We start from the raw sequence: 16,194 nt of genomic DNA, 5'->3' as shown, positions 1-16,194 counted from the left end.
GGGTCCTGCTGCCGGGGCGCAGGTCCAAGGGGGGACCTTTCGGTGCTCATATCGGTGTTCGTTGTTGCCATTTCCGTGGCGCTGTTCTGGATGGCGGCGTTCACGCTGTGGTGGCAGATGCATGCCTGGCGTACGCCCGAGATACTCGCGGCGACCCGGTTCGACCGGCCCGACGGCGGCGTCGGGCTTTCTTTCTCCCTGCTTCTGCCGGCCCGCCACGAGCAGGCCGTGCTGGAGCACACCATCGAGCGGCTGCTGGAGTCCAGCCACTCCAACTTCGAGATCATCGTGATCGTCGGCCACGACGACCCGGAGACGGCGGCGGTCGCCGAGCGTTCGGCCGCGCGCGATCCGGTGCGGGTGCGGGTCATCACCGACACGCATGAGGTGAAGAACAAGCCCAAGGCCCTCAACACCGCGCTGCCGCACTGCCGCGGCGACATCGTGGGCGTCTTCGACGCCGAGGACCAGGTCCACCCCGAGCTGCTCGCCCATGTCGACCACGCCTTCACCTCCACCGGCGCGGACGTCGTCCAGGGCGGCGTACAGCTGATCAACTTCCACTCCAGCTGGTACAGCCTGCGCAACTGCCTGGAGTACTTCTTCTGGTTCCGCAGCCGCCTGCATCTGCACGCACAGAAGGGCTTCATCCCGCTCGGCGGCAACACCGTCTTCGTCCGAACGGCTGTGCTGCGCGAAGCGGACGGCTGGGACCCCAACTGCCTTGCCGAGGACTGCGACCTGGGCGTCCGGCTCTCGTCCGTCGGCAAGAAGGTCGTCGTCGCGTACGACAGCGACATGGTCACCCGTGAGGAGACCCCCGGCACGCTGATGAGCCTGCTCAAGCAGCGCACCCGCTGGAACCAGGGCTTTCTGCAGGTCTACCGGAAGAAGGACTGGAAACAGCTCCCGGGCTTCGGACAGCGGTGGCTCGCCCGCTACACCCTGATGACGCCATTCCTGCAGGCCTTCTCCGGCGTGATCATCCCGCTCAACGTGGCCATCGCGCTCTTCCTCGACGTCCCCGTCGGGATCGCCATCGTGACCTTCCTGCCGCTGATCACGGCCATGGTCACCGTCGTCTTCGAGATCGTCGGGCTGCACGACTTCGGCAAGCAGTACGGCCTTCGCGTCCGGACCGTCCACTACCTGAAGCTCATCGTCGGCGGCCCCTTCTACCAGGTCCTCCTGGCCGGCGCCGCGATACGCGCCGTCTGGCGGGAGCAGCGGGGACGCAACGAGTGGGAGCTGACCAGTCATGTCGGCGCGCATCTCACCGAGACCCGAGAGGACGCCCACCGGTGACCACAACTCTGCCTCCGGCTCCTGACACCGCCACTCTGCCCGCTGCCTCGAAGCCCCGGCCGACGGTGCCCGTCCACATCCGGCCCGTCATACGCTTCCGCAGCTCGCGGCCCGATCTCCTGCTGTGCTTCGGGCTGCTGGCCGTGATCCTGCTCGTCCAGGGCTGGAACATCACGCACTTCCCGACCCTCAGCGACGACGAAGGCACCTATCTCGCCCAGGCCTGGGCGGTACAGCAGGGCGACGGGCTCGCGCACTACACGTACTGGTACGACCATCCGCCGCTCGGCTGGATCCAGATAGCCGCGCTCACCTGGATTCCGTCGCTGATCGCGCCCGAGACGATGACCGTGGCGACGATGCGGTTCGCGATGCTGCTGGTCAGCGCGGCGTGCGCGGTGCTGCTGTACATACTGGCGCGCCGGCTGTTCCTGCCGCGCTGGGCCGCCGGTCTTGCGATGCTGCTCTTCGGGCTCTCCCCGCTCTCCGTGGTCCTCCAGCGCGAGATCTTCCTGGACAACATCGCGGTGATGTGGATGCTGCTGGCGTTCTGCCTGGCCGCGTCCCCCAGCCGCCATCTGTGGCATCACTTCGCCGCCGGGCTCGCCGCCGCGACCTCGGTGCTCACCAAAGAGACGATGCTGGTGGTGCTGCCCGCGCTGCTGGTGACGATGTGGCGGCACAGCCACCGGGACACCCGTAAGTTCGCGGTGACCGGCGCGATCACCGCATGTGCGCTGATCGGGCTCGCGTATCCGCTCTTCGCGCTGCTCAACAATGAGCTGTTCCCCGGGCCCGGCCATGTGTCGCTGATCGACGGGATCACGTACCAGATGGGCCGCGAGGGCTCGGGCTCCATCTTCGATTCGGGCTCGGGCTCGCACGGCGTCTTCCGGTCCTGGCTCTACTACGACCGGGTGCTGCCGCTCGGCGGACTCGCCGGCGCGGCCCTGCTGCTGGTGACCCTGCGCTGGTCGGTCACCGCACGCGCGCTCGCCGGACCGGCGCTGGTGGTGGCGATCCTCGCGCTCGTCGCGATGAGGCCCTCCGGCTATCTGCCCGCGATGTACGTCATCCAGGCGCTGCCGTTCCTGGCACTGGTGCTGGCGGGCGGCGCGGCGAGCGTGGCGCACGCGGTGCTGCGGCGAAGGCTGGGGGCTTCGCCCCCAGACCCCCAGTCCTCAATTGCCGGACGGGCTGACTTCAAGCCCCTCCGGCGGACGGTCGCCGCCGCCCTCGCCCTTGCCGCCGCCGCATACGTCGTGCCGAGCTGGTACGCCGGAAACCGCGACGCCCTCACCGTCGACGCCAACGCCCCCTACCGCGCGGCCGCTTCCTGGATGCAGAACGAGGTCGCCGACCCCGCGTCCACCCGGGTCCTGGTCGACGACGCGCTCTGGCTGGACCTCGTGCACGACGGGTTCGAGCCGGGCACCGGAGCGATCTGGTTCTACAAGGCCGACCTCGACCCCGCGGTGACGAAGACGATCCCGCGCGGCTGGCGGGATCTCGACTATGTCGTCTCGTCGCCGACCGTCCGCCGCGACGCCGTCGACCTGCCCAACGTCAAGGCGGCACTTGAACATTCGAAGCCCGTCGCCGTCTTCGGCGACGGCGAGGACCGGATCGAGATTCGCCGGATCACCGGAGGCGAGCGATGACCACCACCCCCCGTACTGGAGCCGAGGAACTCGGCGATCCGGAACTCAGTGCCGCCCAGCTCGCCGAGCCCGGGGCCGTCACCGTCATCATCCCGACCTTCAACGAGTCCGAGAACATAAGGGAGTTGCTCCACCAGCTCACCGAGTCCGTGCCGTCCCGGCTGCCCTGCGAGGTCGTCTTCGTCGACGACTCGACGGACGACACCCCGGACGTGATCCGCGGCGCCGCGCAGGACTGCCCGTTCCCGGTCGCCGTACTGCACCGCGACGTCCCGACCGGCGGGCTCGGCGGCGCGGTCGTCGAAGGTCTGAAGGGCGCGGGCTCCGACTGGATCGTCGTCATGGACGCCGACCTCCAGCACCCGCCCGAGCTCGTGCCGGAACTCGTCGCGGCGGGGGAGCGGTCGGGCGCCGATCTCGTCGTCGCCAGCCGCTACATCCGCGGCGGCAGCCGTGCGGGCCTCGCCGGCGGCTACCGTATCGCCGTCTCGCGCGGGGCGACCTGGCTGACGAAGGCACTCTTCCCGCGCAGGCTGCGCGGCATCAGCGACCCGATGAGCGGCTTCTTCGCGATCCGGCGCAGCGCGGTGACGGCCGAGGCGCTGAAGCCGCTCGGTTACAAGATCCTGCTGGAGCTGGCGGTGCGCTGCCGCCCTGAGACGGTCGCCGAGGTGCCGTTCGTCTTCCAGGAGAGGTTCGCCGGCGAGTCCAAGTCGACGGCGAAGGAAGGGATGCGCTTCCTCGGGCATCTCGTCGCGCTGCGTACGGCATCACCGGCGGCCCGGATGGTGGCCTTCGGACTGATCGGCCTCACCGGCTTTCTGCCGAACCTGCTCGGGCTGCATGTCCTGACCGCAGCCGGAATGCACTATCTGCCGGCCGAGATCGTCGCCAACCAGTTCGGCGTGATCTGGAACTTCCTCCTCATCGAGGTGCTGCTGTTCCGGGACCGCCGTAGGTACCGGCACTGGGCGGACCGGGTGGGCCGGTTCGCGCTGCTCGCCAACGCCGATCTGCTGCTGCGTATCCCGCTGATCGCGCTGTTCGTGGGCCGGATGGAGATGGCGGTGCTGCCCGCCACCGCGCTGGCGCTGCTGACCACGTTCGTCCTGCGGTTCGCGGCGACGGAGGCGCTTGTCTATCTGCCGCGCAGCGGTGGGCGCCACCGGGACGAGGGAGGCGGCAGCAACAGCCGCAGCAGTCGAGGGAGCCGCAAGGAAAGGACCGTGTAATGCCAGCCGAGCCACCCACACCCGGGCCCTCGGGGCCAGAGACCCGCGCGTCCAAGCCGCGCCTGCCGCGCATCCGCGCGCCGCGCCGCATGCGAGCGGCGGGCGCCGCGCTGCGAAGCGGGAGACGCCGCACTGCGCCGCAAGGCGGGAGACGCCGTGTCGCGCGGCAAGGCGCGAGACGTCGCGTCGCGCTGCTCGCCGTAGCCGCGCTCACCGGGGGGCTGCTGATATCCGCCCCGCAGCAGGCTTCCGCCGGCCCGCCCAACCTGATCACCAATCCGGGCTTCGAGACCGCCGGCGTTGCCGACATGCCCGCCTGCTGGGAGAAGTCCGGCTGGGGCGACAACGACTTCGCCTTCGAGACCGTCGCCGACGCCCACTCGGGCACCAAGGCCATGAAGGTCTCGCTGAGCCGCCGGGTCGACGGCGACCGCAAGGCCCTGATCACCGAGGACGCGGTCTGCGCGCCCAAGGTGAAGCCGGACAGCCAGTACGACCTCTCCCTCTGGTACAAGAGCACCACCCCCGACACCGCCGTCACGCTTTTCCGGCACGACGTGACGGGCGGCTGGCAGTACTGGACGGACCTCAAGACCCTTCCGATGAGCGCCGGTTACGAGCGGGTCGAGGTCCGCACCCCCGCCGTCCCGCCCGGCACCGACCAGATCACCTGGGGCGTGTCCGTCTACGGCACGGGCTCGGTCACCACCGACGACTACGTCATGGAGGAAGTGACCGTACCTGCCCCCGACCCCGTGTGCACGGGCACGACGGAGGAGTGCGCCAAGGGCCGTTGGGACGTCCTGCCGGTCCAGAACCCGGTGCGTTCCATGCATTCCGTGGTTCTGCACAACGGGAAGGTGCTCGTCATCGCGGGCTCCGGCAACGATGAAGCGCTGTTCCAGGCGGGCACCTTCACCTCCGCCGTCTATGACCCGGCCACCGGCGCCTTCCGGACCATTCCCACTCCCGTGGACATGTTCTGCGCCGGCCATGTGCAGCTCCAGGACGGCAAGGTCCTGGTGATGAGCGGCAACAAGGGCTATCCGTCGGCCGACGGCACGATCGGCTATCAGGGGCTGAAGGACTCGTACATCTTCGACCCGGCGACCGAGACGTATACGAAGACGAACGACATGAACGGCGGCCACTGGTATCCGTCGGCGACGATCCTCGGCAACGGCGACGTCATCTCCTTCGGCGGTCTGAAGGAGGACTCGACGGGCAATGTGACGGCCGAGAAGTTCTCGGCGGCCCAGAACAAGTGGCTGCCGTGGTACGAGGTCAACCAGACCTGGTCGTACTGGGGTCTGTACCCGTCGATGATCCTTATGCAGGACGGACGGCTCTTCTACTCCGGCAGCCATGTCTTCGGCAACGGCACACAGGGCTCCGGCGCCTCCATCTACGACTACACCGCCAACACCATCACCGATGTGCCCGGTCTGCAGAACAAGGACCAGCGGGACGAGTCGGCGAGCGTGCTGCTGCCGCCCGCCCAGGACCAGCGGGTGCTGACGATCGGCGGCGGCAACAACGAGACCAACCCGGCCGCCAACCGCTTCACCGACATCATCGACCTCAAGGACCCGAACCCGGCCTATACACACGGTCCGTTGCTGCCGCAGGGCCAGGTCGACCAGGGGCAGGGTAAGCGGCCGCAGACCGGCGCCGAGGGCAAGATGTTCGTCTCGGCCGTGCTGCTGCCCGACGGGAAGGTCTTCGAGACGGGCGGCGGGCTGCACGACCGGGCCGACCCGGTGTACGAGGCGTCGTTCTTCGACCCGGCGACCAATACCTACGAGGAGGGTCTCGCGACGGACCCGATCCCGCGGACGTACCACTCCTCGGCCTTTCTGCTGCCGGACGGGCGGGTGATGGCGGTGGGCGACAACCCGGGCAACGGCACGTACAACCACAATGTGTCCGTCTACACGCCGCCGTATCTGCTCAAGGGCGCCCGGCCGAAGATCACTTCGGTGATCGACGGGCAGTGGACGTACGGGGACACCCAGCGGATCACGGTCGACCGGCCCATCGCCAAGGCGGAGTTGATCCGCCCGGCCGCGGTCACGCACTCCTCCGACCCCAACCAGCGGTTCCTGGATCTGCCGATGACGGTGGACGGCAACAACATCGACCTCAATGTCACCAGCAACCCCAATATGGCGCCGCCCGGCTGGTACATGCTCTTCGCGGTCGACGCGAACGGGATCCCGTCGGTGGCCGAGTGGGTGCATCTCGGGGGACCGGCGGCGATGGCGGCCGATGCCCCGTCCGCGCATGTCCACGACTTCGCGGACGCTCCGGCGAAGGCGCCGAAGAAGGCACAGAAGAAGCGGAGTTCGGCGCCGGTGAGCCCGCAGATCGCGGGCTGCGACCGGCACTACGGCGCGGCCGGGGTCTGTGTCCCCACGGTGTTCCCACGGGAGGTGAAGGCGACGACGGCGGCGCGGTGCGGGTGGCTGGCGGCGCATGAGTACGGACGGCTGAAGGTGAACGGGAGGGACGACCCCTTGCGGCTCGACCCGAACAGGGACGGGTTGGCGTGCGGGAAGGGGGACGGGGCGAGGTAGCCCCGGGCGGTTCGGGCACGCCCTTCGGGGCGTGTCCGCTGGGTCCGGGGCGGAGCCCCGGGTCAGAGCTTCAGCCCGCCCCGCATCGTCGTCAGCGCGCGGTCCACCAGGTCGGCCAGATCGTCCTGGTGGTCCCGCGCCGCCCAGTACAGCATCACCTCGCGCAGCGCCCCGAGCACCGCCGCCGTGAAGACCCGTACGTCCAGGTCCTCGTGGTCCCGGCCGGTGCGGTCGGCGAGTGCGTGGACCAGCAGCTCGGACGTGGTGTCCATGGCCTCGGTCATCCTGGCCCGGACCGCCGGAACCTCCACCAGCAGCTTGGTGCGCTGAATGACCTCCTCGCGCTCGTCCTGGACGAAGGTCGACAGGCGGTGCGTGATCACATGCCGGATCGAGTCCAGCGGGTCCTCGTCGGCCGGACGTGCCCGCAGTTCCGCTTCCATGACCGGGTCGTACTCGTCGGTGAGGACGATGTCTTCCTTGGTCGGGAAGTAGCGGAAGACCGTGGAGGGGGAGACCTCCGCGGCCTCCGCGATCTGCTCGATGGTGGTCGCCTCGTACCCCTGCTCCGAGATGAGCCGGTAGGTCGCCCGGCGGATCGCGATCCGAGTCTTGAGCTTCTTGCGCTCGCGCAGGCCGAGCTGTGGCTGCGCTTTCGCGAGGGAATCGCGCGTGGGGCTATGTGTGGTGGCGGCCATGTCCGTCATTGTCCTGCATCGCGGCGGCGGGACATGGCAGCCAGCCTGAGAGTCAATGTCAAATGACTGCCACTCTCAAAAGATGCTCATGAGTGCTGGTAGGCGACCAGCGAGATGCCCACGTAATGCACGATGAACGCCGCGAGCGTGAGGGAGTGGAAGACCTCGTGGAAGCCGAACCACCGCGGTGACGGATTCGGCCGCTTCATTCCGTAGATCACGCCGCCCGCGCTGTAGAGCAGCCCGCCGACGATCACGCAGACGAGCACCGCGATCCCGCCGGCGCGCATGAAGTCGGGCAGGAAGAAGACGGCCGCCCAGCCCATCGCGATGTAGCAGGGCGTGTAGAGCCAGCGCGGGGCGCCGACCCAGAAGACCCGGAACGCGATGCCCGCCACGGCCGCCGCCCAGACAGCCCAGAGCAGCGCCCGGCCGGAGGAAGCGGGGAGCAGGAGCATCGTCAGCGGGGTGTACGTGCCCGCGATGATCAGGAAGATATTGGCGTGGTCGAGCCTGCGCAGCACGGCTTCGCCGCGCGGGCCCCAGTTGCCGCGGTGGTAGAGGGCGCTCACGCCGAAGAGCAGGCATGCGGTGAAGACGTAGATCGCGCAGGCCACCCGGGCCCGGGTGGAGTCGGCGAGCGCCGTGAGCACCAGTCCCGCGACCAGAACGGCGGGAAACATCCCGGCGTGCAGCCAGCCGCGCAGCCTCGGCTTCACAGGGGGTGGCTCTATGTCGGTCACTTCTGGCGCGGCAGCAGTCATGACGAGGATGTTACCTACGCAACCGTAGGTAACGGATGGGTCCGTACCTCCTCGCCGTGCCCCCCTGCTGCCCGGCCCGAGCGGCCTTCGAGATGCGGATCGGGCTTTGAGTGGCGATGCTCACGTGAGAGGTCCTCTGGACATATGCGCATACTGCACGGATGATCAGATGAGTGCGGTCGGCACCGGATGAGCGCCAAGAAGCAACAAAGGGACCGAAGCATCCGGGTCGCAGCCCCCACGGGGCAACAACCTTCGAACCCCTCACTTAGGAGCGATCGTGGCGCGCGACATCGCGGCTCCCAGCACCGTCCCCACCAACCACCAGGAGCTCGTCTCCTGGGTCGACGAGATCGCAGCAATCACGCAGCCGGACAGCGTCGTCTGGTGTGACGGATCCGAAGCCGAGTACGAGCGCCTGTGTGAGGAGCTCGTCGCCAAGGGCACCTTCAAAAAGCTGGACCCGATCAAGCGACCGAACTCCTACTACGCCGCGTCCGACCCGAGCGACGTCGCCCGCGTCGAGGACCGCACCTTCATCTGCTCCGAGAAGGAGGAGGACGCGGGCCCGACGAACCACTGGAAGGCCCCGGCCGAGATGAAGGACATCTTCGCCGGCGAGGAGGGCATCTTCCGCGGCTCGATGCGTGGCCGGACCATGTATGTGGTGCCGTTCTGCATGGGTCCGCTGGGCTCGCCGCTGTCCGCCATCGGCGTCGAGATCACCGACTCCGCCTACGTCGCGGTCTCCATGCGCACCATGACCCGCATGGGACAGCCCGTCCTCGAGGAGCTCGGCTCGGACGGCTTCTTCGTCAAGGCGGTGCACACCCTCGGTGCCCCGCTGGAGCCGGGCCAGGAGGATGTCCCCTGGCCCTGCAACACGACCAAGTACATTTCGCACTTCCCCGAGACCCGCGAGATCTGGTCGTACGGATCGGGCTACGGCGGCAACGCCCTGCTCGGCAAGAAGTGCTACGCCCTGCGCATCGCGTCCGTCATGGCGCGCGACGAGGGCTGGCTCGCCGAGCACATGCTGATCCTCAAGCTCACTCCGCCGCAGGGCGAGTCCAAGTACGTCGCCGCCGCCTTCCCGAGCGCCTGTGGCAAGACCAACCTCGCCATGCTGGAGCCCACCATCTCCGGCTGGACCGTGGAGACCATCGGCGACGACATCGCCTGGATGCGGTTCGGTGAGGACGGCCGGCTGTACGCGATCAACCCCGAGGCGGGTTTCTTCGGCGTCGCGCCCGGCACCGGTGAGCACACCAACGCCAACGCCATGAAGACCCTGTGGGGCAACGCCGTCTTCACCAATGTCGCGCTCACCGACGACAACGACATCTGGTGGGAGGGCATGACCGAGGAGGCCCCGGCCCACCTCACGGACTGGAAGGGCAACGACTGGACGCCGGCGTCCGAGACCCCGGCGGCCCACCCCAACGCCCGCTTCACCGTGCCCGCCTCGCAGTGCCCGATCGCCGCGCCCGAGTGGGAGGACCCCAAGGGCGTGCCGATCTCGGCGATCCTCTTCGGCGGCCGCCGTGCCAGCGCCGTTCCGCTGGTGACGGAGTCCTTCAACTGGCAGCACGGTGTCTTCCTCGGCGCGAACGTCGCCTCCGAGAAGACCGCGGCGGCCGAGGGCAAGGTCGGCGAGCTGCGTCGCGACCCGTTCGCGATGCTGCCGTTCTGCGGCTACAACATGGGCGACTACATGGCCCACTGGATCAAGGTCGGGCAGCAGGCCGACGCGTCGAAGCTGCCGAAGATCTACTACGTGAACTGGTTCCGCAAGAACGACGCGGGCAAGTTCGTCTGGCCGGGCTTCGGCGAGAACAGCCGCGTGCTCAAGTGGATCGTGGAGCGCCTGGCGGGCAAGGCCGAGGGCGTCGAGACGCCGATCGGCATCCTGCCGACGCGTGAGGCCCTCGACACGAACGGCCTCGATCTGCCCGAGGAGGACCTCGACTTCCTGCTCAAGGTCGACAACGAGGTCTGGCGCGAGGAGGCCGCGCTGGTCCCCGACCACCTCAACACCTTCGGCGACCACACCCCGAAGGAGCTGTGGGACGAGTACCGCGCGCTGGTCGCCCGGCTCGGCTGACGCTCGTACTGAATCGTCGCGGCGGACCAACTCGACATCCCGCCCTGACCTGTGGGGTCACCCAGGTCCGCCGCGTCCCCGGCCCCCGGAGCCCCCTCACGGCTCCGGGGGCCGGGCCCTTTTCCGCGCGGAGTGGTCACGGAATTCAACATTCCAGGCGGAGTTGGATGCATGGTAGGTGAAAGGGCAATCTCCGTATGCACCCGGAATCAGCCACTCTCACTCATGCGACGGCGCCCGTCGGCTGCTCTGGGCCGGAAATGCCATAGGCGAGCAGATGGATTTCAGGGCCACAACTCTATTGCCGGTCAAATAGCGAGTTCGGCCGTCCCGGAGCACATGACTCTTGTCACAGGCGACCCACCTGTCTGTGAACGTAGGCTCTCCAGGCTTATGTGAAGGACATGTAGGAACTGGGGTGGGGTTGTGAGTATTGAGGAAGCCGCCGACACCATTCGGCGTGAGCCGACGTCAGCGGGCTTATGGGGAAGGAACTACCGAGTCGGATACTGGATCGCCTGGCTGGCGGTCCTCGGCTTTCTCATCACGGCGGCCGTAGCGTTCTTCGGTCACTCGGCCGCGTCGGCCGCAGGCACCTGTGGCGGCGGAGGCGAGTCGGACTACAACGGCGACGGCCTGCGGGACACGGCGATCGCCGATCCGGACGCGACGATGGGCGGCAAGGCCGGATCCGGAGCGGTCACGGTGGTCTACGGCGGAACAACGGCCACAAGCGTGCAGATCCAGCAGGACCTGGCGTGGGTGCCGGGTGATGCGGAGGGCAAGGCGCAGTTCGGCCGGTCGCTGGCCCACGGCGACTTCAACGCGGACGGCTGCAGCGACCTGGTGGTCGGCGCACCGTACAAGGACGTCGGCACGGCCCGCGACTCGGGCTCCGTGTATGTGCTGTTCGGTGCTGCGGGCGGCCTGGGCACGGGTCCGGCCTCGGTGACGTACGACCAGACCGGTGTGACGGCATCTCAGGGCCCCGAGGCGGGAGACCTGTTCGGCTTCGCGCTGACCGGCGGTACCACGTCGACCGCCCTGCCGTTCCTGGTGATCGGCTCTCCGGGAGAGGACACCACGGCGGGCGCGGACGCGGGAGTGATCCACTACCTCAGCGGCAAGCCGCTGGCGAACGTTGTCGTCTCCCAGGACAGCACCGGCGTGTGGGAGGCCTCCGAGGCGAACGACCGTTTCGGTGCCTCGCTCGCATCGACGGACCGTTACTTCACGGTGGGATCGCCGGGAGAGTCGATTCCCACCGCCGCCTTCGCGGGCGCCATCCATGTCTTCCGTCCGTCGCTGAACACCAGTGGCATACCCGACCCGGTATTCGGCCTTGGCCAGACCTCTGACGCGCCGGCCGGAACCGACAAGGACCTGTCGGCCGAGCCGTACGACCGCTTCGGCACCTCTCTGGCGATGGCCCCGCACCGGATCTCCTCGGAGGCCTCGGCGCTGGGCGCCGTACTCGCGGTGGGCGTGCCTGGCGAGGACATCGGCACCGTGACCGACGCCGGTCGCGTCGCGTTGTACCGCGTCAACCCGGACAAGACGGTGACCCGGATCCTGGAGAACCTGAACCAGGGCGTCACCGAGGTGGAGGGCGACCCCGCCGCGGGCGACTTCTTCGGGCAGCAGGTGGCCGTGGTCAACACCGCACCGACGCAGGTTGCCACGGCAGCCACGGTGAAGGTGGCCGTGGGCGTCCCCGGCAAGGAGGCCTCGGCCACGGCCGAGCACCTGGACAAGGGCGGAGTGCAGATCCTGCCCTTCGCCGCCGACCCCGGTCCCACCGACGCGTGGCTAGATCCGGGCTGGGGCATCCCGGGTGTTCCCGAGCACCAGATGTACGCCGGCGCCAGCCTGGCCGCGACGCCGCAGGCGCTGCTGGTCGGCGTCGTCAACCCGTCCGGTGACACACCGGGTTCGGTCTACGCCTTCGACTGGACGGTCGTCAGCGGCAGCGCTCCGACGCGTACCTTCGCACCCGGCCAGGACGGCCTGCCGGCCGGCGGCACGGCATTCGGCGCGGTGGTCCGGTGATGGAGAGGAGCAGAGGGAGACGCGAGGGAGTGCCCGTGACCAGGTCAGGCACGCGAGGACGAAGAGGCCGCGCGGCGCTGGTGACCGGCGCGCTGACGGCGATGCTCGCCGCCGGTACGTACGCGCTGCCGGGCACCGCCGAGGACGCGGCCGCCGAAGCGGCCGACGCGTACACGAAGGCCGTCACCGTGGCGGCCGAGACGGGTCACGCGCAGACCGAGCAGGTGGCGCTGGCGGCAGCCAAGCGCACAGGCAAGAGCGTTGAGGTCACGGGCCTGCGCCAGGAGCGGCGCGATGTGTTCGCCAACCCCAAGGGGACGTTCACCGCGCAGGAGTACACCCAGCCGGTCCGTACGCTCAAGCCCGGTGGCTGGGCACCGGTCGACGACACGCTGGTGAAGCGCGCGGACGGCCGCCTTTCACCGAAGGCGGCCACCGTCGGACTGGAGTTCTCGGGCGGCGGCGCAGGCCCGTTCGCCACGATGAGCCGAGCCGGCCGTGAGTACTCGCTGACCTGGCCGGGCGGCAAGCTGCCCGCCCCGAAGGTGGAGGGCAACACCGCCCGCTACGAGGAAGTGCTCCCGGGCGTGGACCTGGCCGTGCGTGCCGAGATCGAAGGATTCGGCCACTACTTCATCGTCAAGAACGCCGAGGCGGCGGCCAATCCGGAGCTGACCCGGATCGAACTCGGTCTGTCCGCCAAGGGCCTGAAGATCGAAAAGGACCCGGGCGGCGGTATGCGCGCCGTGGACGCGGCGGTCGGCGGCACCGTCTTCGAGGCGGCCAAGGCCGTGATGTGGGACTCGGCCCCCAGCCCCTCGGCGAAGACCACCCAGCCGGCCAAGGGCGCGGCCCGCTCGGCCGGTTCCGGCACCCGCGCGACGGGAAGCACGGCTGGACCCGCGGCTGGACCCGCGGCTGGACCCGCGGCTGGACCTGTGGCGCCCAAGGCCGCCCTGTAGGCCGTCGACGGCGGCCGGAAGGCATCCGTGGGCCTCGCCGTCTCCAAGAACCGCCTCACCCTGACCCCGGACACCAAGCTGCTGCGCGGCAAGGACACCGTCTACCCCGTCGTGGTCGACCCCATCCCGCGCACCATCCACCGCTCCGCGTGGACGGGCGTCATGTCCGGCATGCCCAACGAGCAGGACTGGGCGTACTCGGGCAGCGCCGGCATGGGCAAGTGCCCAATCAACTACAACCCGACCACCTGCGCCGGCATCGGCGTACGGCGTCTGCTGTTCACGTTCCCGTTGTCCGCCTATAAGGGCAAGCAGATCCTCAGCGCCCAGTTCTCGGCCCGCGTGGAGCACGTGTACTGGGCCGACGCCAAGGCCGAACCCGTCGATCTCTACCGCATCGGCGGCAAGAACTACACGGTCACCAAGACCAGCAGCTGGGGCAACACCAAGGACGACTGGTCGGACTACCTGGCCACGATGGACACGAAGATCTCGCCCACGACCTGCAGCGGCAGCGCCAACCTCAACATCAAGAACGGCGAGCTGCTCAACGAGGTCAAGGCGGCCACGGCCGACAGCTGGTCCAGCATGTCCCTGGGCCTGCGGGCCAAGGACGAGTCCGACTACCCGGGCTGGAAGCGGATCTGCGGCAACACCTTCCTGAAGATCGAGTACAACACCCCGCCCCGGCAGGTCGACTACAAGCTGATGTCGACCAACCCCGGCGGCCCGTGCAACTGGGACCCCGCGACCCGCAAGTACACCGATGTGCTGCCGCAGCTGCGCGCCGAGGCGCGCGACCCGGACCACGGCTCCGCCTACGCGGACCAGGTGAAGATGCAGTTCCAGGTGTTCTACAACGACGCCAACGGCGTCGAGCAGAACTACCTCGCGGAGACCGGCTACAAGTCGCCCAACGCGGGCACTGTGTTCACCCACACCGTGACCCAGCCCGCCGGCAAACCCACGATCCCCGCGAGCACCCTGATCACCTGGCAGGCCCGGGCCTTCGACGGTGACGCCTGGGGCCCGTGGAGTTCCGACGGCACCCCGCAGCGCTGCGCCGTCATGCGCGACGCGGCCCGGCCCAAGGCGCCCAAGGTCGCCTCGCCCGAGTACCCGGACGACGACATGTGGCACCACGGCATCGGTACGGTCGGCAAGTTCACCTTCGCCGCGTCCGACAAGGACGTGAAGGAGTACCGGTACGTCTTCGACGGCGAGGCCAGGAAGACGGTCACCGTCACTGGGGGCGCACCGGCCACCGTGACCTGGAATCCTCCCCGGGCCGGACGTCACTGGGTGACCGTCGAGGCCTATGACGGCGCCAACAACTCCAGCGTTCCCGCCCACTACGAGTTCCTGGTCACCGACGGCAAGCAGGCCGCGGGCCAGTGGAATCTGGACGATCCGCAGGGCAGCGAACTGGCCCAGGACAGCTCCGACAGCGGAAGCCACCCGGGCCGCCCGGGCACCGGAGTCAGCTTCGGAGCCGAAGGACCGGGCGGGGTGGCCGACGGCGCCGCGCACTTCGACGGCACCAAGAACGCCTACCTCGACTCGTGGGGCACGGTGATGGACACCGGCCGGAGCTTCTCCGTCAGCGCCTGGGTCAAGCCCACGGCCCTGAACAGGGACATGGCCGTCATCAGCCAGGACAGCACCGGTGAGCCGGGCTTCGTCCTCGGTTACGACGCCACGGACAAGGCATGGGCCTTCTCCACGCCCGACATGGACGTCGACGCCATGACCAGCTGGAAGGCAGTCGCGCCGGCAGCCACGTACCCGGTCAAGGCCAATGAGTGGGTGCTGCTCACCGGCGTCTTCGACGCCTACGCAGCAGCCGGTCCCGAACTGCGGCTCTACGTCAATGACAAGGAGGCGGCCAAGACCGCGCGCCACACGGCGTGGTCCTCGATCCGCAGCCTCCAGATCGGCCGTGTGCTGGCCAAGAGCGGCTACCGCGACAACTTCGAGGGCGACCTCGCGGAAGTACGCGCGTACGACCGGGTGCTGCCGCAGACCCAGATCGCTCAGCTGATCACGGTCAAGCCCCAGCGCAAGGGCTACTGGCCGCTGGAGGCCGTCGGCGCCGATGGCAACTCCGCCAATGTCCAGGCCGGCGGCCAGCCGCTGGCGCTGCACGGTGCGACGATCTACAAGCCCGCGAACGAGTTCGACGACGCGGCGCTGGTCGACGGCGGCAGCCTGGCCCTGGACGGCACCGACGACTGGGCCGGCACGGCCAACCCCGTGGTGACCGGCGCGGACAGCTACACCGTCGCCGTACGAGCCAAGCTCACCACCCCGGACGCGGAGAAGTCGCAGACGGTGCTCTCCCTGCCGGGCCGGAACGCGGACCGGATCACGGTGCGCTTCCAGGCCGCCACCAAGCAGTGGGAGCTCGCGCTGACCGATGCGGACAGTGGTACGGCGAAGGTCACCACGGTGACCGACGCCGATGCCCTCCCCGGGGTCTCGCTGTCGGGGACCCACCTTGCGGTGGTCTACGACGCGGTCACCCACCAGGTGGATCTGTACGTCGACGGCCAGCCGGTCGCCACGGCGTCGGAGGACGAAGAGCACTTCTTCGACCACACCACCTGGGCCTCCAGCGGTGGCCTCCAGGTCGGGCGCTCGGCGCTGGGCGGCGGCGGTGAGTACTTCGCAGGCTCGATCGACGAGGTGCGTGTGTACGCGGGTGCGGCGGACGCGACCGCGATCGGCCGGATGAACCAGCTGACCGGCGACCCGGACCTGTAGGGAACGCAGTTGGTGCCCGTAGGCGGCCGTCGATGACGACGGCCGCGTACGGGCAGCTGTCCGGCGGATCTCGTCCTTAT

Annotated in this window: 10 protein-coding genes; 8 read left to right on the top strand and 2 right to left on the bottom strand. The window is 68.9% G+C overall.

What is annotated here, in order from left to right; all coding sequences use genetic code 11:
- Positions 1-90 precede the first annotated feature (90 nt).
- The 4 genes from QFZ67_RS14100 to QFZ67_RS14085 are packed head-to-tail and all read left to right on the top strand — an operon-like array spanning position 91 to position 6,774.
- A complete protein-coding gene (locus tag QFZ67_RS14100; RefSeq protein ID WP_307665838.1) occupies positions 91-1,305 on the top strand; it encodes a glycosyltransferase in 1,215 nt (404 codons plus the stop codon).
- Positions 1,302-2,966 carry a glycosyltransferase family 39 protein gene (locus tag QFZ67_RS14095; RefSeq protein ID WP_307661447.1) on the top strand — a complete coding sequence of 555 codons (1,665 nt, stop codon included), beginning with the start codon at positions 1,302-1,304 and terminating at the stop codon, positions 2,964-2,966. Before QFZ67_RS14100 ends, QFZ67_RS14095 begins: the two co-directional genes overlap by 4 nt.
- Positions 2,963-4,198: a glycosyltransferase gene (locus QFZ67_RS14090; RefSeq protein ID WP_307661446.1), complete on the top strand. Its 1,236-nt coding sequence runs from the start codon at positions 2,963-2,965 to the stop codon at positions 4,196-4,198. The genes QFZ67_RS14095 and QFZ67_RS14090 overlap by 4 nt, the downstream gene beginning before the upstream one ends.
- Positions 4,198-6,774: a galactose oxidase-like domain-containing protein gene (locus QFZ67_RS14085; RefSeq protein WP_307661445.1), complete on the top strand. Its 2,577-nt coding sequence runs from the start codon at positions 4,198-4,200 to the stop codon at positions 6,772-6,774. Before QFZ67_RS14090 ends, QFZ67_RS14085 begins: the two co-directional genes overlap by 1 nt.
- Positions 6,775-6,836: 62 nt before the next feature.
- Here the strand turns inward: QFZ67_RS14085 and QFZ67_RS14080 are convergent, their stop codons facing one another.
- Together QFZ67_RS14080 and QFZ67_RS14075 are read right to left on the bottom strand one after the other, a co-directional pair.
- On the bottom strand, positions 6,837-7,472 hold the full coding sequence (locus QFZ67_RS14080) for a TetR/AcrR family transcriptional regulator (RefSeq protein ID WP_307661444.1): 636 nt from the start codon (positions 7,470-7,472) through the stop codon (positions 6,837-6,839).
- Positions 7,473-7,558: 86 nt separating this feature from the next.
- On the bottom strand, positions 7,559-8,236 hold the full coding sequence (locus QFZ67_RS14075) for a hemolysin III family protein (protein WP_307661443.1): 678 nt from the start codon (positions 8,234-8,236) through the stop codon (positions 7,559-7,561).
- A gap of 280 nt (positions 8,237-8,516) precedes the next feature.
- Here QFZ67_RS14075 and QFZ67_RS14070 point away from each other — a divergent pair, with 280 nt between their 5' ends.
- The 4 genes from QFZ67_RS14070 (at position 8,517) to QFZ67_RS14055 (ending at position 16,114) form a co-directional block, all read left to right on the top strand.
- Positions 8,517-10,340 (top strand): phosphoenolpyruvate carboxykinase (GTP), encoded by a 1,824-nt coding sequence (locus QFZ67_RS14070; protein ID WP_307661442.1) that lies wholly within the window; start codon positions 8,517-8,519, stop codon positions 10,338-10,340.
- Between the two features lie 426 nt (positions 10,341-10,766).
- On the top strand, positions 10,767-12,389 hold the full coding sequence (locus QFZ67_RS14065; protein ID WP_307661441.1) for an integrin alpha: 1,623 nt from the start codon (positions 10,767-10,769) through the stop codon (positions 12,387-12,389).
- 35 nt (positions 12,390-12,424) lie between these two features.
- Positions 12,425-13,351 (top strand): hypothetical protein, encoded by a 927-nt coding sequence (locus QFZ67_RS14060; protein ID WP_307661440.1) that lies wholly within the window; start codon positions 12,425-12,427, stop codon positions 13,349-13,351.
- Between the two features lie 27 nt (positions 13,352-13,378).
- Complete coding sequence (locus tag QFZ67_RS14055) at positions 13,379-16,114, top strand: LamG domain-containing protein (protein ID WP_307661439.1); 2,736 nt, start codon at positions 13,379-13,381, stop codon at positions 16,112-16,114.
- The last annotated feature ends 80 nt before the right edge of the window (positions 16,115-16,194 follow it).

Origin of the sequence: Streptomyces sp. V1I1, from assembly GCF_030817355.1 — a bacterium.
Classification (GTDB): Bacteria; Actinomycetota; Actinomycetes; order Streptomycetales; family Streptomycetaceae; genus Streptomyces.
This window is presented reverse-complemented; position numbering and strand designations above follow the sequence as displayed.

Bases quoted from the DNA above. Each gene is read 5' to 3' on its own strand.
- QFZ67_RS14100 (WP_307665838.1), top strand. From the start codon at position 91: ATGGCGGCGTTCACGCTGTGGTGGCAGATGCATGCCTGGCGTACGCCC.
- QFZ67_RS14090 (WP_307661446.1), top strand. From the start codon at position 2,963: ATGACCACCACCCCCCGTACTGGAGCCGAGGAACTCGGCGATCCGGAA.
- QFZ67_RS14085 (WP_307661445.1), top strand. From the start codon at position 4,198: ATGCCAGCCGAGCCACCCACACCCGGGCCCTCGGGGCCAGAGACCCGC.
- QFZ67_RS14080 (WP_307661444.1), bottom strand. From the start codon at position 7,472: ATGGCCGCCACCACACATAGCCCCACGCGCGATTCCCTCGCGAAAGCG.
- QFZ67_RS14075 (WP_307661443.1), bottom strand. From the start codon at position 8,236: ATGACTGCTGCCGCGCCAGAAGTGACCGACATAGAGCCACCCCCTGTG.